16 protein-coding genes are annotated in these 22,655 nt (G+C 60.5%); 7 read left to right on the top strand and 9 right to left on the bottom strand.

Annotated elements, in window-relative coordinates:
* The first annotated feature begins 6 nt into the window (after nt 1-6).
* From rfbF to BJI69_RS11430, 7 genes are all read left to right on the top strand, one after another.
* Nucleotides 7-774: a glucose-1-phosphate cytidylyltransferase gene (gene rfbF, locus BJI69_RS11460; protein ID WP_046968524.1), complete on the top strand. Its 768-nt coding sequence runs from the start codon at nt 7-9 to the stop codon at nt 772-774.
* Entirely contained in the window at nt 762-1,832 is a 1,071-nt protein-coding gene (locus BJI69_RS11455) for a lysylphosphatidylglycerol synthase transmembrane domain-containing protein (RefSeq protein ID WP_162200993.1), read from the top strand. Before rfbF ends, BJI69_RS11455 begins: the two co-directional genes overlap by 13 nt.
* On the top strand, nt 1,829-3,166 hold the full coding sequence (locus tag BJI69_RS11450) for an NAD(P)/FAD-dependent oxidoreductase (protein WP_046968526.1): 1,338 nt from the start codon (nt 1,829-1,831) through the stop codon (nt 3,164-3,166). The genes BJI69_RS11455 and BJI69_RS11450 overlap by 4 nt, the downstream gene beginning before the upstream one ends.
* A 6-nt stretch (nt 3,167-3,172) precedes the next feature.
* Entirely contained in the window at nt 3,173-5,137 is a 1,965-nt protein-coding gene (locus BJI69_RS11445; RefSeq protein ID WP_046968527.1) for a hypothetical protein, read from the top strand.
* Entirely contained in the window at nt 5,134-7,203 is a 2,070-nt protein-coding gene (locus BJI69_RS11440; protein WP_046968528.1) for a hypothetical protein, read from the top strand. The genes BJI69_RS11445 and BJI69_RS11440 overlap by 4 nt, the downstream gene beginning before the upstream one ends.
* A 50-nt stretch (nt 7,204-7,253) precedes the next feature.
* Nucleotides 7,254-8,138 (top strand): class I SAM-dependent methyltransferase, encoded by an 885-nt coding sequence (locus BJI69_RS11435; protein WP_046968529.1) that lies wholly within the window; start codon nt 7,254-7,256, stop codon nt 8,136-8,138.
* 79 nt (nt 8,139-8,217) lie between these two features.
* Nucleotides 8,218-9,630, top strand: a complete 1,413-nt coding sequence (locus tag BJI69_RS11430) for a mannose-1-phosphate guanylyltransferase/mannose-6-phosphate isomerase (protein WP_046968530.1) — start codon at nt 8,218-8,220, stop codon at nt 9,628-9,630.
* Between the two features lie 50 nt (nt 9,631-9,680).
* On the opposite strand, the gene BJI69_RS11425 is transcribed toward BJI69_RS11430, so the two are convergent.
* The 9 genes from BJI69_RS11425 to BJI69_RS11385 form a co-directional block, all read right to left on the bottom strand.
* Nucleotides 9,681-10,472, bottom strand: a complete 792-nt coding sequence (locus BJI69_RS11425; RefSeq protein ID WP_125903036.1) for an FkbM family methyltransferase — start codon at nt 10,470-10,472, stop codon at nt 9,681-9,683.
* Nucleotides 10,473-11,031: 559 nt separating this feature from the next.
* Nucleotides 11,032-12,384, bottom strand: a complete 1,353-nt coding sequence (locus BJI69_RS11420) for a phosphohexomutase domain-containing protein (RefSeq protein ID WP_169749266.1) — start codon at nt 12,382-12,384, stop codon at nt 11,032-11,034.
* 20 nt (nt 12,385-12,404) lie between these two features.
* Nucleotides 12,405-13,322 carry an NAD-dependent epimerase/dehydratase family protein gene (locus tag BJI69_RS11415; RefSeq protein ID WP_046968532.1) on the bottom strand — a complete coding sequence of 306 codons (918 nt, stop codon included), beginning with the start codon at nt 13,320-13,322 and terminating at the stop codon, nt 12,405-12,407.
* A complete protein-coding gene (gmd, locus tag BJI69_RS11410; RefSeq protein WP_046968533.1) occupies nt 13,306-14,340 on the bottom strand; it encodes a GDP-mannose 4,6-dehydratase in 1,035 nt (344 codons plus the stop codon). The genes BJI69_RS11415 and gmd overlap by 17 nt, the downstream gene beginning before the upstream one ends.
* 98 nt (nt 14,341-14,438) lie before the next feature.
* Nucleotides 14,439-17,750, bottom strand: a complete 3,312-nt coding sequence (locus tag BJI69_RS11405) for a glycosyltransferase family 4 protein (RefSeq protein ID WP_162200994.1) — start codon at nt 17,748-17,750, stop codon at nt 14,439-14,441.
* A gap of 93 nt (nt 17,751-17,843) precedes the next feature.
* The gene (locus tag BJI69_RS11400; protein WP_125903035.1) at nt 17,844-19,289 is read right to left on the bottom strand and encodes an FkbM family methyltransferase; all 1,446 of its coding nucleotides are present in this window, start codon (nt 19,287-19,289) and stop codon (nt 17,844-17,846) included.
* Complete coding sequence (locus BJI69_RS11395; protein WP_280522615.1) at nt 19,256-20,476, bottom strand: ABC transporter ATP-binding protein; 1,221 nt, start codon at nt 20,474-20,476, stop codon at nt 19,256-19,258. The genes BJI69_RS11400 and BJI69_RS11395 overlap by 34 nt, the downstream gene beginning before the upstream one ends.
* The gene (locus tag BJI69_RS11390; RefSeq protein WP_046968535.1) at nt 20,476-21,270 is read right to left on the bottom strand and encodes an ABC transporter permease; all 795 of its coding nucleotides are present in this window, start codon (nt 21,268-21,270) and stop codon (nt 20,476-20,478) included. The genes BJI69_RS11395 and BJI69_RS11390 overlap by 1 nt, the downstream gene beginning before the upstream one ends.
* Before the next feature lie 18 nt (nt 21,271-21,288).
* Entirely contained in the window at nt 21,289-22,458 is a 1,170-nt protein-coding gene (locus tag BJI69_RS11385) for a trans-sulfuration enzyme family protein (protein WP_046968536.1), read from the bottom strand.
* Nucleotides 22,459-22,655 lie beyond the last annotated feature (197 nt).

Raw genomic sequence — 22,655 nt, 5'->3', positions numbered from 1 at the left:
TCAAACATGAAGGCAGTCATTCTCGCAGGCGGGCTCGGCACGCGTATCGCTGAAGAGTCCGATTACAAACCCAAACCCATGGTCGAGGTTGGCGGGCGGCCGCTGCTCTGGCACATCATGAAGAGCTATTCAAAGCATGGCATCAAGGACTTCGTGATCTGCCTTGGCTACAAGGGGTACGTGATCAAGGAATACTTCTTCAACTACTACCGCCATACGGCCGATCTGGAGATCAACCTCCGCACGGGCGAAGCAGCGGTCCTGGATACCCAGGCCGAGGACTGGACCATTACCCTGATAGATACCGGGCAGGACACGATGACGGGAGGTCGCGTAAAGCGGGTCCGCCAGTATCTCGGTGAGGAAACGTTTTGCTTGACCTACGGCGATGGTCTATCCGACATCGACATCTCGCGGGAAGTGGCGTTTCACCGGGGCCACGGCAGGCTGGCCACGGTAGCCGCGGTGCAGCCACCCGGCCGTTTCGGCGTCCTCAACATGGGCAAGGACGCGAACGTGACGAGCTTCGAGGAAAAGCCGCAAGACGAGATCGGCTGGATCAACGGTGGCTTCTTCGTCCTCGAGCCTTCGGCCCTCGACTATATCGATGGCGACGACACATCGTTTGAGCGGGCGCCGCTCGCGAACCTTGCGAAGGACGGTCAGCTCATGGCCTTCCAACATCATGGATTCTGGCAGCCCTGCGATACGCTGCGTGACAAACGTGAACTGCAGGCGCTATGGGACACCGGCAACGCCCCGTGGAAAGCCTGACGATGCTTGATGAACCGGTAGCCAGCATCAAACCGATGAAAGGCAAAGGCGGCATCGTTCGCCTTATTGTCGGCTGTGCATTGTCGGCCGTATGCCTCTACTTCGTTTTTCGCAATATCAAGTTCGAGGAAGTCGGGCGCGCACTTGCAACATTTCACTGGCCGTATCTGATTGTTGGCATCCTATCGCTCGCGATCGGGTACACGGCACGTATCTTCCGCTGGAAGCTCTTGCTCGAGGCATCCGGCCCCAAAGTCACCACAGCTGCCTGCGCCAGTCCCTTCCTGGCATCGATCGCCCTGAACAATGTTCTTCCCTTCCGACTAGGCGATGTCGTGCGGGCACTAGTCTTTCCTGCTGCGCTTGGCGTCACCAAGACCGGGGCAACCGCCACCCTCGTACTGGAGCGGTTGGTTGACCTACTGACCCTGCTTATGTGCCTTGCTGTGGCGGCGTCGTTCTTTCCGAAGGGAGCACTTCCTGCTTCGGTAGTCGACATCGTCATTGTCCTCGCTGTCCTGGGTAGCGCGGCATTGCTCAGCCTTATCCTGTTCACCGGCCTCATTGTTCGCCTTGTACGGTGGTTCGCCACTCGCCTCCAGCCGAAGGCACCTGAAAAACTGATCAGCGTCCTTCATGCGATCGCCGATCTGGTCGAAGCGTTGCAGTCGATCTCGCGCATGCGCACGATCATCGCGGCGCTCGCCATATCGTTCGTAGCCTGGGCGGGTGAACTCGGACTTTACCTTGCGCTCATGCAGGGCATCGGCATGGTTTTCTCGCTGCCTGGTGGCTTGTTGCTGATGTCAATGGCGACCATCGCCACGCTCGTCCCTTCCTCGCCCGGCTATGTCGGTCCGTACCATCTGGCGGCGTTCACCGCCGCCCACCTGATGGGCGGCTCCGCCACCCAGGCGATGACGCTTGCCGTGCTTTGCCACCTGGGCGTCTGGCTCCCTACGACGATCGCCGGCGCGACCGTCATGCTCTTCCATCGCAACCTATTCAATGCGGCGCGCAACCAGGCCTCGCGCGACGCTTCCGGAGACCAAGCATGAACCACCCCGCTTCCCCTACCTATGACACCGCGATCGTCGGTGCCGGCTTTGCCGGCCTCGTCGCGGCGCTCCGCCTCGCACAGGCCGGCAAGAAAGTCGTGGTCCTCGAGTCGGACGCATCTCCCGGTGGTCTCGCCGGTACGTTCGACTTCGACGATGGCGTTCGCATCGAAAAGTTCTACCACCACTGGTTCAACAACGATGCCTACGTACCGAAGCTCGTCGAAGAGCTGGGCCTCAGTGACCTGATCCTGACCCTCCCTTCGCGCACCGGCATGTACTACAACGGCCGTCTCTGGAAGCTCTCGACGCCGCTCGACGTGCTTCGTTTCAGCCCGCTGCCGTTCGTCGACCGCATTCGCCTCGGCTGGTTGGTTTTCCAGGTCCGCAAGGTAAAGGACTGGAAGGAAATCGAGCACCTGACGATTCGCGAGTGGCTCGAACCGCTCTGCGGCAAGAAGGTTTTCGAGCTGGTCTGGGAGCCACTCATTCGTTCGAAGTTCTCGGTATTCGCCGAAGACATCAACGCGGTCTGGTTCTGGAAGAAGCTCGTGCTTCGCGGAAGCACCCGCGACCCGAAGGGCGGCGAACAGCTCGCCTATTTCCGTGGAGGCTTCGGCCGGCTTGCAGAGGCGATCGCGGAACGAATCGAGTCGCTTGGCGGGGAAATCCGCTACAACACGCCCGTGACCGGCACCGTCACGGACGGGGACCGCATCCACGCACTGCAGACGGTGGCCGGCGACGTCACCGCCTCGAACTTCCTGTTCACGCCGTCGTTCAAGATCATTGCAAAGATCCTGAAAGACGCGCCGAAACCGTGGCTCGACACGCTTGAGCGCGTCAATTACCTGGGCAATGTCTGCCTGGTCATGGAGCTCACGCACAGCCTGTCGGATACCTACTGGATCAATGTCAACGACCCGGGCTTCCCGTTCGTCGGCGTGATCGAGCACACCAACCTCGACGACAGTTCGCACTATGCGGGCCGTCATATCGTGTTCCTCTCGCGTTACCTCGCGACCTCGGACGAAACCTGGTCGATGAGCGACGACGAGTACCTGCAGTACGCGCTGCCGCATCTCGAACGGATGTTCCCGAATTTCCGCAGGGATTGGGTGAAGGAATTCCGCATCTGGCGTGCCGACTACGCGCAGCCGGTCACCGAGCGTGGCTACTCGAAGTACGTGCCTGCGGAAGAGACGCCGTACGTGAATGCGTTGATCTCGACGATGGCCCAGATCTATCCCGAAGACCGCGGGACGAACTATGCCATCCGGGAAGGTTCTCGCATGGCGGAACGCCTCTCGAAGCTGCCGCGGCAGGGAGCCTGATCCTTCATGACGAAATGGGACGGCTACATCGGCTCTTACACGTTGCGCGGGAGCCGTCTGCTCACCGTAGCAGCCACGCTGGCGCTCGGTGCAGCCGTTTTCATTCGAGCGTTCCCATACGGATACAGTTCCAGTCCAGATGTCGCCCACCATTACGCCCTTATCCGCTGGCTGATGGAGCACTGGAGCGTTACGGACGGAGCCGCGCCGATCCTCGGCGAGATGAGCGTCTATCCACGCTATGCCCACATACTGGCTGCGGTGCTCGGGACTGGCGCGCATTCGCCGTTCCTCGGGATGCAGCTCGTGGCCACGCTGTCACTGGTTGCCTGCTGGGCGGCATTGGCGTCGATGGCCCGGCTCTTGCCGGGACGTGCCTCGTGGGCATTCGTTTGCACGTACATAGCGTTGCTCGCCCTGAATCGGATCACACTCGACCTCGACCTGGTCGGCCACGAAATCGTCGTCAACTATTTCTTTTCACAGCTCGCCGGACAGGCCTGTTTTCTGGTCGTCGTCGCGACCTTCGCACGCATCGAGACCGTCAAGGGCGCGGGGATCCGTCTGCCGCTTGCGGTGATTGCACTATCCGTCGTCTCTGCCGGAGTCCACTTGCTACCTGCCATCGAGGGGCTGGGATACGGGCTGGCTCTGATCGCTGCCCACGCACTAAGTGAAAAGCGTGCTTGGTTGCGCCGCTCAGCCGTGCTGGCAGGGGCCGCCTGCGTCGGCGTAGCAGCGATCTATTTGCACCCGGCCTTCACGGCGATGCGCACGATCAGCGACAACAACGGCTACCTGCCGCTGTCAGCGGTAACGACCCTTACTCGCTTGATGGTACTTGCGACGACGACCGGCATCGTGTCGCTCGCGTTGGTATGGCTTTCGTTGCCTTGGCACCGTTTCCACATAACACGAGTAGCCTCTCTTGCACGCCACCTGGGAAGCGCGGGCGGAGCCATTGCGTTCTTCTGCATACTCCAGACCGCTGCCGCCTCTCTGGGTATCGGGTCGGAATACGCAGCCCGAAAGTATGCCTTTGGACTGTCGACGGTCCTTTTCCTCGAGACAGCCCTGGTCGTAACGTTGCTTGTCAACCGACGGCTTGCACAGGACTCCACACTTGTTCGCCCTCCGCTGGGTTGGCTGCAACCGGCAATAATCATCGCTGCACTGTGGGTCTTCACCTTTTCGCGTAGTCACCGCGAAGTCGATGCCCCTTCGTTTCTTGCCGTGGAAAGCGCTGCAACCGTGGCCAAGCAAATCGGTGCAGTCAACGGGCCGAACCAAGCCTATGCGCGCGGCCTTGTACTTGGTGGCATGAGCAATGTTGCCAACTACCTTGTATCACAGGCCATTTTCGACGCTCCGCGTGATGGGAACGGCCTCGCCCCACTGTATGGACGAGATTTTCCGGCGCCAGGGTCAGTAGGCGCCATATTCAGTTCCACGACGAACCCCAGCGTATGGTCGGACGCAGGCTGTGTACGAACACAGCTCGGTGCTGGTTTCGTTGTCAGCGACGGGTCGTGCATCCTCGCAAAGTTCACCGATGCATGCCGGGGTGAATTTGACCTCTCCTCGGGCGGATTCCTTCCAGCGAGCATGATGACTGGGTTCAGCGGCGCAGAGCCCGGCGGACGTTGGACTGATGGCAGTCTGTCGACCCTCACATGCCGCTACGATCCGGAGAGGCCACGGTGGACGCGACTTCAGCTCGATGTCCAGCCCTTCAGCCCTCACGGTCATGCTCAAACTGTGGAGATCGCAGTCAATGGCGTGAAGGCCGGAAAATTCACATTAACAGATGCTATGACACTGACCGTTCCCCTTCCCGATGCTGCGCGCAATGACCCTCACGGGATCACCGTGACGATGTCGCTGCCTAATACCCTATCCCCCAAGAACGCAGGCATCAGTCCAGATGGTCGCGAGCTCGGCCTCCTGGTGAAGAAACTGAATCTCCAATGAGCACCTCGCCATTGCAACGCCTTACAGAGTCCGATGAATCCATGCCGCCAATAGACATTGCATCGTCAAGACCTCATGCGTCCGGTCCCCCGCGAGTTCATCCATGGATTCATCCGGGCACTGTCAAGTCTGCATTAGTTTTCGCAACCCTGTTCGCGTTCGTATTCTTCATCGCCGTCCTGGCGCTTCCTCCACAGCGTGTCGGCGACGGATCGGAATACTACGCGCTCTTCTACGCGATCAAGGACGGTTACCGGACTTTCATGACCGAGCCCGCGTATCAGGCTTATGACGTCTTATTCAAGAGCGGCAACATTCCTGGACTCGCAGACACGAACGGAGTGAGGCACGCGTTTCCGCCCTTGATCCAATTAAGCGGCGCCGACTTCAATCACTTCTGGTTTTATCCGGCGGCGGCCGCGATAACAGGTGGTTGGCTCGCGTTGTTCGGCATGAACAGCCACGCGTCGTTCCTGTTCCTTCATACCCTTCTTCTCGGCACGCTCGTCTACGTATCCGCTCGCGCTTACGGCCGGGTTGGCGTGCTCGCCGTCGCTATCGTCCTAGTCGGATCTCCCATCGTCTGGTTCGTCGACAAAGTACACACCGAATTCTTCACTTTTTGCTCGATTGCCATCGCCACCACGTTGTTCGCCAGAAGGAAATATTTTCCAGCTGCGGTCTTCCTCGCTTTGGCGTCGACACAGAACATCAGCATCGGCGCTACGGCGATGTTAGTGCTGGCCATTGCGGCGTGGCGGGCTCGGAATCAGCCGATCCGCCTGACTGACGTCATACTGGCTGTGGCGACGCTTGTCCTGGTCGCGCTGCATCCACTTTATTACCTTGTCCGAGTTGGAGTGATCGACCCGCAGCTGCTCGCTGGTGGCGCAAAAATCGGTCTTAACTTTAGTAACATGCTTATCTGGCTAATCGATCCAGACGTCGGCCTCTTTCCTAACTGGCCCATAGGGTTGGTGATCATCGCACTCGCCGCCGGATCCATGCGGGGTTCCGCGAAGCCATCGCGTCTGACGATCGCGTATGTTGCCGTTTTTCTTATTACCAACCTCTACGCGCAGGCATCTACTCAGAACCTGAACTCTGGCGCCACCGTGCATATCGCACGCTATGCGACGTGGTACATCGGCCTATTCGTTCCTCTCCTGGCTTTCGCCCTCACCCGCATGGGCTCGGCACGTCGTATCGTCCGTTGGATCGGCGTTGCCTTCCTCGCGGCATCTGCAGTAGCCAACGCCAGCTACTTCCGTCCATCGAAGCCGGAGACGTATATGCAACCAACGGCATTTTCCCGTCAGTTGCAGCGACGATTCCCGTCATTCTACGACCCGCCTCCGCAGATCTTCTCCGAGCGATTCACCGGGATTCCGATCGGTTCCCAGCCTGAATCCTTCGCCTCATTAGGTCCAGACTGCGCAAAATTGGTCGTGGTCGCGAAGGACGGCCATGATGTGGTGCCGACACGCAGTCGTCGCTGCCAGTTCGATTTGGGAGCAATGCCCGATCGGGTTATACATCCAGCGCACTGGGACGGCACCATCCCCGACGGTCGCAAGTACGTGTATCTACATCTCACTCCTCAGGAGCAGATCGATGCGCGACCGATGTTGCGACCAGGGGTTCATTACACGCCAGTATCAGGCAATCTCCGCTCGGTGGATTTCATGGGGAAGGGTTGGTATCCCGCCGAAGAGCAGGGCGTGTGGTCTCAAGCGGCAAGTGCACGGATTGGCGGTGAAACTCCTGAGTGCCCCGCTCACGGATTTCGCTTCACGCTCGAGTTCGTCCCCTTCATCACGCCTGCCAATCCGCAAATCGCGATTCGAGCGACAGCGAACGGAACCGAGCTGGGCCAACATGTATTCGATAAAGGCATGCCGTCGACGGCGACGTTCGACGTTCCGTGCACCGCTGTAGCCAACGGGCGCCTGGACCTCACCTTCGGCATCGATGGATACATATCTCCTCTAAAGGCAGGGGTCTCTGGGGATGGACGCGAGCTTGGCGTCTATCTAACCGCATTCTGGATTGATACCGCCCCTTGAACATACGTCACGATTTTTGAGAGTTCACAAGATCTTCTTGGAGAAAAACCATGAATCAATCGCTTCGCGCCACGTTTTCCGATCTCGAGCAAATGGTTCAGTTCCCATCGGGACACACAGCAGACTCCTTGAAGCGTTATCTAGGTTCGTTCTCACTCGATGGCGCGCCCGCCGCCGAGCTCGAAAACTATCTGAATGAAGATTTTCTGCGGTTTGTCCACACGCTAGGACTTGTTCCCGACGCACATGGACGCCTCCTCGAAATCGGCGCCAACCCCTACTTCACCACGATTCTTCTAAGAAAATTCCGCGACTTCGAAATCCAGTGCACTAACTACTTTGGCATCGAAGGAGGCGGCTCTCGCCAGGTTTGTAAGAGTGGAGAGACAGGCGAAGAGTTCGCCTTCGATTTCATGAACAATAATGTCGATAAAGAAGACATTCCATTCGATGGGAACTTCGATGTCGTTCTTTTTTGTGAGGTCATCGAACACCTCGTTTCAGATCCCATCGGCGCGCTCCGGCGAATCAAGGACAAACTCGCTCCTGGAGGCGCCCTGATTCTAACGACGCCTAACGTGAATCGGCTGGAGAACATAGCCAAGATGATGGCCGGCCAGAACATGTATGACCCGATTTCCGGCTACGGCGTCTATGGCCGCCACAATCGCGAGTACAACAAGCACGAACTGTTTCTGATGCTTGACCATCTCGGATTCGACTTGGAGGTGCTTTTCTCGTCGGACGTTCACGAGAACCACTCAAACCTGTACTACCCGATCGCAGGGCTCGCCAACCAGATCCTGGCCACCCCCAATCGCGGCTACGACCTAGGGCAGTACATTTTCCTGCGGGCGCGGAACAACCGTCCGGCGAAGCCCGGAAAGCCCCGCTGGCTGTATCGCAGCTATCCCGAAGCTGATCTCTGCGACTGAACGCCCTTTGCGTCCCCCAGCCATCATGCCGGGGGCCCCGCTATAATCCGGAGGTTAACGTAGCCTTGGAGCGGAACCCATGATTGTCCCAGTCATTCTCAGCGGCGGAAGCGGCACTCGCCTCTGGCCTCTCTCCCGCAAGAACCGCCCCAAGCAGTTTCTGGCCCTTGTCGGTGACACCACCCTGTTCCAGCAGACCGTCGAGCGCACCAGGAAGCTGGGCGGGGCCGAGGCCCCGGTCGTCGTGTGCAGCGAAGACCACCGCTTTACCGTTGCCGAGCAGCTCCAGGAGCTTGGCGTGGCCGGTTCGTCGATCCTGCTCGAACCCGCCGCCCGCAATACGGCGCCGGCCATCGCTCTTGCCGCGATGCAGGCGCGGCGGAAGGACGCCGACGCCATTCTCCTGGTGCTACCGGCGGATCACCTCATCGGCGACGAGAGCAGCTTCGTCGACGCGGTCGAACGCGCCGTGCCATTGGCCACGCAAGACTGGCTCGTGACGTTCGGTATCCGCCCCGAGGCAGCCGAAACCGGCTTTGGCTACATCAAGCGCGCGGAAGCCGTTTCCAACGATGGCTTCAAGGTGGCTCAGTTCGTCGAAAAGCCCGACGCCGCAACAGCGGCAAGGTACGTCGAGAGCGGTGATTTCGACTGGAACTCGGGGATGTTCCTGTTCAAGGCTTCCCGTTACCTTGAGGAACTTGAGAAACACTCCCCAGCGATCCATGCGGCCACTACCAAGGTGTTCGAAACGGCACAGCCCGACCTGGACTTCGTTCGCTTCGATAAGGCCGCCATGGTCGAGGTGCCGGACGACTCTATCGATTACGCGGTGATGGAGAAGACCGATCGTGCCGCTGTGGTGCCGGTCAGCTGCTGCTGGAGTGACATTGGCTCCTGGTCCGCTCTTTGGGACGCGTCCAATAAAGACGCCGACGGCAATGCCACCAATGGCGACGTTATCACGCTGGACACCCGCAATACCCTCGTCCGCACTCACGATCGACACATGGTGGCGACAATCGGCCTCGATGACATAGTTGTCGTCACTACGCCGGATGCGACCCTGGTCGCCTCTCGCGACAGCGTTCAGCACGTCAAGAAGGTCGTCGACCAGCTCAGCAGTGCGGGTCGTGGCGAACACCTGGCCCATCGCCAGGTCCATCGTCCTTGGGGAAGCTACGACTCGATCGACATGGGTGAGAGGTTTCAGGTGAAGCGTATCGTTGTCAAGCCAGGGTCCGTCCTCAGCTTGCAGATGCATCACCATCGCGCGGAGCACTGGATTGTCGTCTCGGGCACCGCCGAAGTGACCTGCGGTGAGAAGGTATTCCTCCTCACTGAGAATCAAAGCACCTATATTCCGCTTGGTGTAACACATCGCCTGCGTAACGTAGGAAAAGTGCCGCTAGAGCTTATCGAGGTCCAGTCGGGCAGTTACCTCGGCGAAGATGACATCGTGCGATTCGAGGATGTGTACGGCCGCACCTGATCAACGCGAACCGTAGAAAGAAGGCGGGCCACTGGCCCGCCTTCTTTGCGTTACGCCGCCGGTGCATGAATGAATGATTTCTCGAAGACGTCCAACTGATGTCGATGGAAAGCGCCGACGATGGTTGGATACTTCATCATGACTATGTGCCGATGCATGACCGTATAGCTTTCGTCTGTATCGTAGAGGTTCTGATACGTATTGCCGTGTACGGCATATAGGATTGGAAACACAGAACGTAACGTATCCAGAAAATCAGGGACCGATGTGCGCTGAAATGCATTCAGGCACCAGTGGTTCAGCTCTAACGCCACGACTGGCTTGAACCTCCTGATCGTCCTCGCCCCGCCCTTGATGACGCTGCCTTCGAAGCCTTCAACATCAATTTTGATGAAATCGACGGCGCGAAGTTTCAGTGACCGGACCATGCGGTCTAACTTCCTCAGCGCTATACGCTCTACCGTATGACCAACACTTGCCTTCAGCTTGTCGGAAATATAACCACCCGACCGATTATTTGGGGCAAACGTAAGTTCGAATGACCCATTCTTCGCGCCAAGACCGTAATTATGCGGAATGACGTTCGGGGCGACGGCGGTGTTCAATCGCAACAACTCGTATGTCGTTGGCGACGGCTCAAACGCATGCACCGTCGCAGCCATCGATGAAAACGCGAGAGCGGTACAGCCGATGTTGGCCCCGATATCCAGGACAGTGCCTTTTGCGAAGCAACGAAAAAGCGCAATCATGTCCGGCTCAAAAACAGAGCCGATAGCCTCGAGGTAAATATCATCGGACCGCAGCAAGAAAGGTGTACCGGCGATTTCGACGCTAGCTTCCATGGACAACTCCCCCGCCCCCCAAAGGACGATGATGACACCGTCCACGCTTCCGACCAATAGAGCACGAGCTGCGGTCGGGCAGCCGCCTGGATGAGGAGGAATTCGTTCGAATCGATATAACCGAGAAAATCGCTTAATAATCGAACGAAACGGCAGTACTTGCCTTTTTTGCGTACACGACGTTCAGACTCTCGCCACTTCTCACTTTAGCGGTCGCAAAGCATCCAAAGTATTCTGTCCACGAGATACTGTGTCCGGTACTTAGACGCCTGCGGCGCCAACTCCTACATGGTCACATCGTAGGACGCTTGCCTCGGAGTCTCGATGGTACGGGCAAGCTCGGAAAGCCCGGTAATCACGCCAATTGCTGTGACGGCGATATCAGCGTGTTTCGAACTGTATTCGAGCATCCAGCCCACTATTCGAGAAGATGAGGTGGACCGAACTGAAACCCCGCAAGAGCACCTGGAGACGCATCCAGGCAGCGGTTTCGAAGCAGCACTGTCTTATCAAGCCTCACGATGCGCCTCTGCAAGCAAGGTTCGCTTGCGTAAGGTCCTCAAGCGGGCTTACCGCCAATGAGAGACCGCAGCTCCGCAGTACGAGACTCCATCAGATGGGTATCACCGCGCGCCTCGACATTCAGACGAAGCAGCGGCTCGGTATTCGACGAGCGCAGATTGAAACGCCAGTTCCCGAACGACATGCTGACACCATCGATATGCTCGATGCTCTCCGCCGCCGCCCTGTAGTGATCCACGATGCGCGCCACGGTCGTCGGGGCATCGTCGACACGGAAGTTGATCTCGCCGCTGCACGGATACGCAGCCATCCGCTCCACCAGCATGTCGGTCAGCGACGTGCCGGTCTTGCCGATACGCTCCGCCACGAGCAACCAGGGGATCATGCCCGAGTCGCAATAGGCGAAGTCGCGGAAGTAATGGTGCGCACTCATCTCGCCGCCGTAAACGGCGTCCTCGGAGCGCATACGCTCCTTGATGAACGCATGGCCGGTCTTGCTCTCCACCGCCATACCGCCGGCGGCGGCCACCATGTCGACCGTGTTCCAGGTCAGACGCGGGTCGTGGATGATCTTCGAACCCGGGTGCTTCTCGAGCAACTGCGCGGCGAGCAGGCCAACGATGTAGTAACCCTCGATGAAGCCGCCCTGCGCATCGAACAGGAAACAACGGTCAAAGTCACCGTCCCACGCGATGCCAAGGTCGGCGCCAGAAGCGATCACGGCCTTCGCCGTGGCATCGCGATTCTCTGGAAGGAGCGGATTGGGAATGCCGTTGGGGAAGGTACCGTCCGGCTCGTGATTCACGCGGACGAAGGTGAACGGTAGATACGGCTCGAGCAGGTCCACGATTGCCCCGGCGCCACCATTGCCCGCGTTAACCACGATCTTCAGCGGGCGCAGGGCCGGCACGTCGATGTAGCTCAGCAAGTGAGCGATGTAGGCCGATTTGTCATGGTCTACGCGCACGGAGCCGCGGGTCGGGCCCGCCTCGCCGAACGCGTTCTCTTCAACCATCCGTTCGATCTCACGAAGACCGGTGTCGCCACTGATCGGACGCGCGCCTTCGCGCACCAGCTTCATGCCGTTGTAGTCGATCGGGTTGTGGCTGGCGGTGACCATGATGCCGCCGGCAACGCCTCGGTGCGCGGTCTGGAAGTAGACTTCTTCCGTGCCGCACAGGCCAATGTCGATCACACCCCGACCTTCGTCAACGAGGCCGCGAGCCACTTCAGCCGCGAACGTCGGGCTATCCAGACGGATGTCAAATCCAACGACCACCTCGCCCTCGCCCACCGTGCGCGCGAACGCGCGACCGATGCGGTAGGCAATGTCGGCATTGAGCTCGTCCGGGACCCGGCCGCGGATGTCGTAAGCCTTGAAGCACTTCATGCAGATTCCTGGAAGCGCGCTCAGCGCGCCGGCAAAGGATTGGCGAACATCCACTCGAGCGTGGTGCGCAGCGGGATGATATCGAGCGGTCCGACGAGCGACTGCAGGCGCCGATTGTCGCCGGTGAGGCGAGCCACCTCGTTCCCGCGTACGAAGGCAGGATTCACCCGGACCTCGATCTCGTACCCGGCGATTTCCTGCATCATGCCGATGACCTGCATCAGCGAGACTGAGGTACCCGAGCACAGGTTGACGGTCTGGCCGGCGGCGTTCGACGACAACAGGCGGACGTAGGCGTCGGCGACGAAGCGGACGTCCTGGAAGTCACGCGCGACATCGATATTGCCCAGTTCGATGACACGCTCGCCGCGCTGGAAGTGCGAGACGATCTTTGGAAGCAGGAAATTATCCGCCTGCCCCACGCCCGTGTAGTTGAAAGGCCTTGCAAGGACGATGGGAAGACGATCGGACCAGAGTTTCGCCATGTATTCCATGGCAAGCTTGCTGACGGCGTAATCATTCGCTGGCGACGGTTCGACCGACTCGCTCAGCAGTTCGACATCGCTGTTGCCGTAGACGTTGGCACTGCTGGCCAGCAATACCGCACCGGGGGCCTTGGGCAAGGCGGCCAGCGCTTCCATCAGGTGACGCGTACCGACGACGTTCGTGCGGTACATCTCGTCGGCGTCGCCATGCGCGACGAAGGCGATGGCGGCGAGGTGAATGACCGCATCCGGTCGCGCGTCAGCGACGGCGCGTGCAACCGCCGTGCGATCAAGCAGATTGACCGACGGCGCCTCGAGATTCTCTGGCTGTTCAACCAGCCCGAGAACCTGGTAACCCGCCGCGCGAAGCGCGGCGACCACGTAATGCCCCGTGAAGCCCTTATGGCCGGTGACGAGAACCCGGCCGGGCGCACCCTCAGAACGAGGCGTCACGTTCGTTCCGGCGCAGGTCGGCTTCCACCATCATCTTGCAGAGGTTCTCGAGCGTGGTCTCGGGCTTCCAGCCAAGCTTTTCGAACGCCTTGGCGGGATCGCCGATAAGCAGCTCGACTTCCGCCGGACGGTAGAACTTCGGGTTGATTTTCACGAGCAGCTTGCCGGTCTTGCGGCAGGTGCCGGTCTCGTCCTCTTCGCTGCCCTTCCAGTCGATGTCGATATCGACAGCGGCAAACGCAAGCGTCACGAAGTCACGCACGGTCTCGGTGCGGTTGGTGGCGAGCACGAAGGTGTCCGGCTCGTCCGCCTGCAGCATGCGCCACATGCCTTCGACGTATTCCTTGGCAAAGCCCCAGTCGCGCTTTGCATCCAGGTTGCCCAGCTCGAGAACGTCGAGCTTGCCAAGCTTGATCTTGGCTACCGAGTCCGTGATCTTCCGGGTGACGAACTCACGGCCACGCAGCGGCGACTCGTGATTGAAGAGGATGCCACTGGAACCGAAGATGCCGTAGGACTCGCGGTAGTTCACCGTCATCCAGTGGGCGTAGAGCTTGGCCACGCCATACGGGCTACGCGGGTAGAACGGCGTATCTTCCTTCTGGGGAACGGCCTGCACCTTGCCGAACATTTCCGACGTGGACGCCTGATAGAAGCGGATCTTCGGATTGACGATGCGGATGGCTTCGAGCATGTGCAGCGCGCCAACGCCCGTGATCGCCGCCGTGGTCGCCGGCTGGTCGAAGGAAACGCCGACGAAGCTCTGTGCCGCCAGGTTGTAGACCTCGGTCGCACCCGTGGCCTGGAGGAGGCGGATCGCCGAGCCACCGTCAGTCAGATCGAACTCAACCAGCTCGAGATTCGGGTGATTCTGGATGCCCAGCTCTTCGATACGCCAGAAGTTGACCGAACTCGTGCGCCGATAGGTCCCGTAGACGCGGTAGCCCTTTTCAAGGAGCAACTCCGCCAGGTAGGCGCCGTCCTGGCCAGAAATTCCGGTGATCAATGCTGTCTTCATCTGCTTCCGTCGCTGTAAATAATTGATTTAGCTGGACCCCTCATTTTCCATGATGGGCCCGGGTGACTCAAGTCCGAAAAACCTCCACCAGCGCGAAGCTAAGCGGCCGGCGATAATTCAATGCTTCCGAAGACGATCGTCGCGCCCCCGTTGACCATGATCCTGATTCGCAAATCGCGGACATCCTCGGGAATGCGAATATCGATGTTACCGATAGCCCCCTCGCCCGCCGTCAGTTCCGAGGAAGCGAGCCTCCAGGCACCGCCATGGGCTTCGACATCGACCCAGGCGGATCCGCTATCGCCATCACGGGAACCCATGACGCGTAACTGATACTCGCCGGCGGAGACAGCGAAGGTCGGCGTGGCATACAGCAGTCCCGACGTGCCTATGGCGATGCGCTGCCCTCTGACGAGCTCGCCGGTGGTCGACTGTGCCCGATAGTCCGACGCCACGAAATGCCGGACGGCGCCAGGCATCCAGGACTCGTACCAGCGCCCACCCACCGCAACCTCGGCGAGCTGCCGCGCGCTGTCACGCCAGGTAAGCCACGGCAATCCGGTCGACCGCGGCTCGTCGCCCGTAGCGAAAAGCCCGAGCCACCGCTCGATCGCATCCGCCATCGGTTCCGGCTGGACGCCGGAGAAGTAGAACGCATGCTCCCCCGCGACTTCCTCGAACACAGGCAGATCGCGGGCGATGATCGGTCGACCGTACTGTGCCGCCTCGATGAGAGGCAAGCCGAATCCTTCGCCTTCGGATGGCGCCAGAAGGGCGGATGCCGTCTGGTACATGGCAATGAGCTGGGCATCGTCTGCCCGATCCAGCCAGAACAGGTGCTTTCCAATCTCGGCATGGTCGCGCAGGCGAGTCACCAATGACTCCACCCGCCAGCCCGGCTTTCCGATGAGGACCAGGTTGACGTCGTGGCCCCGGGCCCATAAGGCCTCGAATGCCGCCAGGGTCTGCGCATGTCCCTTGCGCGGCTCGATCGTGCCGACCATGAGAAAGCTTGGCTTGCCGCCCAGATCGAAAGGCAACACGCCCTCGACATCGTCGGCTTCGGCTGTCGGAACCAGGTCAGCGCCCAGGTGGAACCATCCGATGCGCACCGGCCGCCCTCGCATGGGCATGGCCTGCGGCAGCCATTGTTTGAACTCGTCAGCCACGGTCCTCGAGATGCAGATGATGCCCTCGGCAAGCTCGGCAATCGCCTCATACCAGAGGCGGAATGTCGGCAGTCCCGCTTCGTCGAAGCAGTCGGGACGAAACAGGGGCAGGAGGTCGTAGACCACGAAATGGATATCCACGCCCCGGCTACGCATGCGGACGTAGGTATCTCTGAGGTAAGGCACCAGGTGCGCCGCCAGGTCCAACCCAAGGAAGGTATCCCCAGGCCGGAAGTCGACCGGTGAATCGTCCGGCAATACGACGCCCGGATGGAACCGGTTGACGCAATACGACCGCGCGTAGCGAAAGACGCCATCGGGCTGGATATACACGGGTTCGACCCGATACCCGTCCGGAGGCGTCGCCAGCAATTCGGCGACGATGTGCCGGACGACGCGCTGGATACCTGTCTTGGCGTCCTCTGTCACCAGGTGCGAGATGTCGACATAGAGCGATTTCAGCGACGATGCCGGCGGCGTGTTGGCCGAGATCGCCGTGGCAAGGCGCAGCGTTTCAGCAGCGGGCCACTCCGCAACACCCGGCATAGCCACCAGCTCGTCGATGAGTGCCGAGCAGGCCACTTGCCGTTCCGCGGACTCACCCGAAGAACACCACGCGGGGTCGCCGAAGGCGAGTACGGCGGCCGGTAGCGCGTCGAAGCGGTCCGGACCAAGGGCGCCCATGACGTCGAGCGCGCGATAGCCACCCCAGCGATACAACATGGCTGCGAGAAGGGGCGGATCGGATTCCGCCAGGGCACGATATACCGACGAAGGGTGCCCGGACGTCATGAGCAAAGTCGCCGGGCAACGCGCGACGGCACGCAGCAGGTCATGCGCGTCGGCGGCGTCGTCGACTTTCACCACGATGTGGTCGAACGACGGCGGGTCGAACGCGCCCAACGCGTGCAGACGCCATCCACCGGGCATTTCACCAGCAATCGCGGTACGGCTCCTGCAAAAGATGTCGACGTTCGCCGGGACATACCCAAGGACACCCGCAAGCTCGTCTGGGGTCACGGCGGACGTGGTGAGCACGGCGACTCGTGCCCCTTCGGCAACGCGACGAACGTTCGATTCGCTTCGATCGGCCGACTTGCGTCCGTATGCCGACTCGATGGCGGTCCACGCGCGATCGGCGGACGATTCCCACGAAAAGCGGGCTGCCTGCACGGCGGCGTGTTCCCGCATGCGCTGCCGGAACGCCTCGTCGGTCAGACCCTCGGCGAGCTTCGCCGTGATATCGGGAACACTGGCGGGATCGAACAAGGCCTCGTTGGCGCCAATGACCTCAGGCAGGCTGGTCGTCGAGGCGCCAATCACCACCGCGCCGCAGGACATCGCTTCCAGGGCCGGCAAGCCGAAACCTTCGTGGGTCGACGGAAAAACATAGAGCGCACAGGTGTTGTAAAGACGGATCAACTCCGCATCGGAAACAAATCCGGTGAAGACAAGTTCGTCCTTCGCCATACCACATGCGTCACGCGCTTCGGTGAGTTCGTCGAACTCCTTGGTGTCGATATTGCCGACCATCACCAACTGATGCCCCGCGCGAATCGCCCGCGGAAGAGCGGCATAGGCATGAACCAGCGCAACCAGGTTCTTCCGGGGATCGAATCCACCCGCATACATGACGAAGGGTTTGCCGATGCCGTGCTTGTTTCCAACGGCGGCGGCGCTCAGGGATCCCGGCAGCTTTCGGAATTCGCCGCTCACGGCCGCGGAGATGTTGACGACGCGTTCGGGCGATGCGCGGAGCATCCGAACGGCCTCACCGCACGCCGACTCGGAAATACCCAGCAGAAGATCGCAACGCGCGAGGTGATCGACCTTGCGCATGTACCAGGCCGACTGCCCTTCCTTGACCAGATAAGCCTCGGGCATGGCCAGCGGAATCAGATCGAAGAGGATCGCTACCTGCAACGCACGCGAATTCGCCGGCACGGAAGTGACGACCGAGTCCACGAAGCCATCGACCATGCTCGCCGTAAGGATCACATCCGGATCCAGGGACTCCAGGAAGCTCTCGCGCAGACGTTCGGCAACCAGCCCGCGGCTACGATTCTCCGGCCACATCGACGCCGTCGGCGCGAGGCTTTCCCACGCTACGATGCGGTCCGCCGCGACAATCCCCGAAAACATGTCGCGTATCGTGCCCACGGCCTCGGGCATCGCTCCGTTGACCGCGATCCACACATCGTGCCCCCGATTCTGCCGGGCAAGGGTGGTGGTCAAGGACAAGCAATAGCGTCCTACCCCTCTGATTCGGCCGTCGGGTGATTGACAGGCCTGTAGGTCGACTACAACTCGCATTCAACCCTCATCTATGAATAGTCATCGGTTGCGACGTGCAATGGCCCGCCGCAGCATGGCCTCGACCGCCTCAGCCTGCTCAGTCGGAGCGAGTGGAACAGTCGTCTGATCCTGGACCGGCTGCGGAAACAGGAACGAACGAACGCGGCGGCCGAGGCGCGACTCCTTGCCGGCAACCATGCGGCTTGCAGCCCTGACCCCCGGGACGCGGAGGGTCCACTTGACAGCGGGGCGAGCCGCGCGTGCCGCCCGCCCCACCATGGGGCGTCCGAGCCTCCAAAGGCGACGCACGCCTTTGCCGGCAACTATACGACCCGCGCGTAACGGTGCCGTGATGCGCCAGGAGGTGCTGGTCGTCAACGCGGCGATGAAGGCGTCCCGTTCTGTGCGATCCACGGTCAGCGCCTCGACCTGCCGGATCAGCTCGTGCTGGCGACGCAAAAGTTCATCGACCTGCTCATGGTCACGTAGATGGCCGCCAGCCATGCGCCGTGCGTTATCCGCGAGCGTGCCGGTCAGGCGCTCGATCGTCTGCTGCGCCTCGGTAAGAGTCGCAACCAGGTGATCGCGTTCGGCAGACACGGACGCAAGCGCGGCATGCTCCGTTTCCCGCCACTGGCCATACTGTTCATTCATCGTGTGCAGGTGCTGCGCCAGGCTTGCGGCCGTGCTGCGCGATTCCGCCGCCTCGACGATGGCGGCACGAAGACGCGCATGCGCGTCGTTGAGGCCATCGTGCGCTTCCTTATCGCCCACCCGGACGAACTCGTCGAAAACATTGGGGGGCAACGCAAACGCCGGAAGCAGATCGGGATGTTCCGCCGCCACGTAATAACGGTTCAAGCCATCGTTGTAGACAAACGTATAGTCACGTTCAAGCAGGAGGGACTCCCACTGGTCGTGAACGCTGACCTGGCTGTTCGGCAACGTCGCCTCGACCACGACTACCCACGGCCTCACCGTCGTGAACGAGCAGGAGGCAAGCGCGGTGCGCTCGGCGCCCTCGCAGTCGACCTTCAGGAAATGGACCTGGTCGACACCGTGCTCGGCGAATATCCGGTCAAGCGTGATCGTCGGCACCCGGTGTGCCACGACGTCATGACCCTGCCCACGGTGTTCTTCCGCGAACGTCGGATCCGTCGTCGATAGCCCGGTACCGGTCACTTCGAACAGATCGAGGAAACCCTCGCCCTCGGCCACGGCAAGGTTGAGGTTGATGTCATGGGGCCGGTCGGCCTCGAGCATATCGAACCAGTGCTTCACCGGCTCGATATTGATGCCCCGCCACCCGGCCAGCGAGAAGGCCTTGGTCACGGAGTCCCTGACGGGATGCTGCGCACCGACGTCCACGTAAAAGCCGCGCCGCACATCTTTCAGGGCACGATGCAGCATGATGTCTTCGAAGTTCTGGGCGTAGCTGACGAACGTCATGGTCAGGTTGTCAATTCGATATAGGGTGGAATCCATGCGCTCCCGACGAAATGGGGATGTGAGTGATTGGCGACCGTGAAAATGAGCGCCATGTCACGCCATTCGTAGTTGTCGACCAGATGCGTATCCGTACTGACGAGTGCCGTCGAGATGGAATACGTGCCCGGGCCGAGGTTCATGGGGAAACGCGCGACGTAGTGGAGCTCCTGCCCAGCCCTTGCGTCTTCGAGAACTTGCTTGGTGTGATGGGTATTCGTACCGAAAATGGACTGGCCCAGCCGGTCCTTGATCAGGTATCCGAGAACGAGGCGGGGGATGTCCGCCTTGACGTGAACGTCGATGCGTAGTTCGACTGGCTGGCCCACATCGACGTATTCGATAGGTTCGCCCTTCTCCGAATAAAGGCGAATGGAGTCGACAACGGCTTCCAGCGTGCCGCTGGTCGTCTGCAACCGGCCACCTTCGAGGCGCTCGACCTTCATGGTGCTGTTTTCGCGCTCCGCGATCAGCGCGTTGTACGCATCCATGACCTCGACCGGATCGCCGTCCTTGAGGACCCGACCCGCCTGGAGGAGGATCGCGCGATCGCAGAGGCTCTGGATGGCACCGCTATCGTGCGACACGATCATCAGGCTCGTCCCGAGTTCCCGGAACTCCTTGATGCGCTTGAAGCATTTGTGCTGGAAGTACGCGTCGCCGACCGAAAGCGCCTCGTCCACGATCAGGATATCGGGACGGAATGCCGTCGCCACACTGAAGGCGACGCGCATCTGCATACCGCTGGAATACGTGCGAACGTACTCGTCGAAGTAATCGCCGATCTCGGCGAACGCCTGGATCTCAGGCATCGCACGGTCAATCTGCTCGCGCGTGAAACCCATCAGGCCCGCGGCGTGGTAGACATTCTGGCGACCCGTAAGATCGCCACTGAAACCCATGCCGAGCTCGAGAATGGCGGCGATCCGGCCATTGACGGATACCGACCCTTCGCTGGGCATGAGCGTTCGCGTGATGAGCTTGAGCAGCGTGCTCTTTCCTGCGCCGTTCTGGCCCACGATACCGATCGCTTCGCCCCGGCCAACAGCAAAAGAGATATCACGGATCACCCAGTGCTCGGCCTTCGGTGTCACCTTGACGCCGAACCATGAGGCGAACCGCTTGAATTCGCTGCCATAGTCGCGGAACGCCTTGCCGAGCGCCTTTACTTCGAGAACGGGGTCCATCATAAAACGTCGACCATTTCAGGCGCTGCCTTGCGAAACATCATGAATGCCAGGGCGAGCAACACCAGCGAGCCCAGTGCCGTCCAGCCCAGCGCAACCAGGTTCGGCGTGCGGTCGAAAAGCATGACGTCCTGGAATCCACCGACGATGTAATAGAGCGGATTCAGCTCGATGATCCGGCCGAACCCATGCGGCAGGATGCTCGGCATGTAAACGATGGGAGTGATCCAGAACCATAGCTGGATCACCACAGCCATGACCTGTCCGACGTCCCGCACGAATACGTTGATCACGCCGAGCAGCAGGCCCAGGCCGAGCGAAAACGCTACATTGACCACAACCAGGACAGGCAGCCACACGAGCGCACTCGTCGGAAAATGCCCCACCAACGCGAAGATGGCAACGGTTGCCGCGAAGAGCAGCACGTTACTTACCAGGGCGGTACCGACCGCGATGAACGGAAGACATACCCGCGGAAAGTAAATCTTCTTCATCAAGTTGCCGTTGTCGACAAACAACGTCAGGGACCGCTGCACGACCTCGACGAAGAGCGACCAGGCAAGCATGCCCGCCATGAGATAAATGGAATACGCGTACTGATTCGTGACGCCCGGGAGTTTCGCGCCCATCACGCGCGACAACACGAGTGAATAGATGGCCACCTGCGCCAGCGGCTGGAGCACCATCCACGCGGCGCCCAGGCGACTTCGCGCGAAACGTGCCTTCAGGTCATTTTTGACGGACGAGAGGATGAAATGGCGGTAACGCCATGCAGAGCGTAGTAGCTCACTCATGAAGCATACCCTCTGGTGTCAACGGCCCAGGGCATGAGTAAGCTCGGTGCGCAGATCTTCCACATCCTCCACACCCACCGACAGCCGGATCAAGCCATCGCTGATCCCCAGCCGCTTGCGCGTCGCCGGCGGAATCGACGCATGCGTCATGATCCCCGGGTGTTCAATCAGGCTCTCCACGCCGCCCAGCGACTCAGCCAGCGCGAACAATTCGCAACGCTCGAGCATCTTGCGAGCGGCGCGAATACCACCCTTCACCTCGGCCGAAATGATCCCGCCGAAGCCATCCATCTGCCGCCGCGCCAGCGCGTGCTGCGGATGCGACTTCAGGCCGGGGTAGATCACCTTCTCGATGGCCGGATGCTTCTCGAGCCAGCGCGCGATATCCAGCGCGGAGGCGCAATGCGCCTGCATGCGCAGATGCAGGGTCTTCAGGCCACGCATGGCCAGGAACGAATCGAAGGGACCAGCGACCGCGCCCACCGAGTTCTGCAGGAAACCCATGCGCTCGGCCATCTCCTGGTTGGCGGCGACCACGATGCCGCCGACCATGTCGGAGTGACCGTTGAGGTACTTGGTGGCCGAATGCAGGACCAGGTCCGCGCCGTATTCGATCGGACGCTGGAGCATGGGCGAGCAGAAGGTGTTGTCGACGACGAGGATCAGGCCGTGCTTCTTCGCGAAGGCCGACAGCTTGGCCAGATCGACCAGCTTCAGCATCGGGTTGGTCGGGGTTTCCGCCCAGATCATCTTGGTGTTCGGCTTCAGGGAAGCCTTCAGCGCTGCCGTGTCGTTGAGGTCGATGAAGGTGAAGTCCAGACCGGCGGAGCGGCGGCGCACGCGCTCGAACAACCGGTAGGTGCCACCGTAGAGATCGTCCATCGCGATGACATGGTCGCCCGAGTCGAGCAGGTCCAATACCGTCGAGGCGCCGCCCAGCCCGGAGCCGAAGGCGAAGCCGGCGACACCGCCCTCGAGGTCGGCGACACAGCGCTCATAGGCCATGCGCGTGGGATTCTGGGTTCGCGAGTACTCGTAGCCTTGGTGCTTGCCCGGACTGGACTGCACGTAGGTCGAAGTCGCGTAGATCGGCGTCATGATGGCGCCCGTCGACGGATCGGGGTGCTGGCCGGCGTGAATCGCCCGGGTGCCCAAACCCAGTTCTTGCGTCGCTTTCTTGGAAGCCATTGATCTACCTGAGATAATTGTTCCGAGCGCGCACGATGCGCTACGGTAAAGCGCCTTATATTACCGTCTTGGCGTTCTCTCGGCAGGAGAGTATGAAGCGGTGTTCATCTACTCCCGGTGTAGGCGACTGAGGGTGCGTGATCGCCCATAATCGGCGGCAATGCCTGCGAGAGCTCACTCGGGGCCCCATCAAGGTC

Origin of the sequence: Luteibacter rhizovicinus DSM 16549 (assembly GCF_001887595.1) — a bacterium.
GTDB classification, from domain to species: domain Bacteria; phylum Pseudomonadota; class Gammaproteobacteria; order Xanthomonadales; family Rhodanobacteraceae; genus Luteibacter; species Luteibacter rhizovicinus.
Note: the sequence above shows the minus strand (reverse complement) of the source record. Positions and strands in the feature narration are given on the sequence as shown.

Bases quoted from the DNA above. Each gene is read 5' to 3' on its own strand.
- BJI69_RS11400 (WP_125903035.1), bottom strand. From the start codon at position 19,289: ATGGATTCCACCCTATATCGAATTGACAACCTGACCATGACGTTCGTC.
- BJI69_RS11385 (WP_046968536.1), bottom strand. From the start codon at position 22,458: ATGGCTTCCAAGAAAGCGACGCAAGAACTGGGTTTGGGCACCCGGGCG.
- rfbF (WP_046968524.1), top strand. From the start codon at position 7: ATGAAGGCAGTCATTCTCGCAGGCGGGCTCGGCACGCGTATCGCTGAA.
- BJI69_RS11445 (WP_046968527.1), top strand. From the start codon at position 3,173: ATGACGAAATGGGACGGCTACATCGGCTCTTACACGTTGCGCGGGAGC.
- BJI69_RS11430 (WP_046968530.1), top strand. From the start codon at position 8,218: ATGATTGTCCCAGTCATTCTCAGCGGCGGAAGCGGCACTCGCCTCTGG.
- BJI69_RS11395 (WP_280522615.1), bottom strand. From the start codon at position 20,476: ATGGACCCCGTTCTCGAAGTAAAGGCGCTCGGCAAGGCGTTCCGCGAC.
- BJI69_RS11390 (WP_046968535.1), bottom strand. From the start codon at position 21,270: ATGAGTGAGCTACTACGCTCTGCATGGCGTTACCGCCATTTCATCCTC.
- BJI69_RS11440 (WP_046968528.1), top strand. From the start codon at position 5,134: ATGAGCACCTCGCCATTGCAACGCCTTACAGAGTCCGATGAATCCATG.
- BJI69_RS11435 (WP_046968529.1), top strand. From the start codon at position 7,254: ATGAATCAATCGCTTCGCGCCACGTTTTCCGATCTCGAGCAAATGGTT.
- BJI69_RS11450 (WP_046968526.1), top strand. From the start codon at position 1,829: ATGAACCACCCCGCTTCCCCTACCTATGACACCGCGATCGTCGGTGCC.
- BJI69_RS11425 (WP_125903036.1), bottom strand. From the start codon at position 10,472: ATGGAAGCTAGCGTCGAAATCGCCGGTACACCTTTCTTGCTGCGGTCC.
- gmd (WP_046968533.1), bottom strand. From the start codon at position 14,340: ATGAAGACAGCATTGATCACCGGAATTTCTGGCCAGGACGGCGCCTAC.
- BJI69_RS11420 (WP_169749266.1), bottom strand. From the start codon at position 12,384: ATGAAGTGCTTCAAGGCTTACGACATCCGCGGCCGGGTCCCGGACGAG.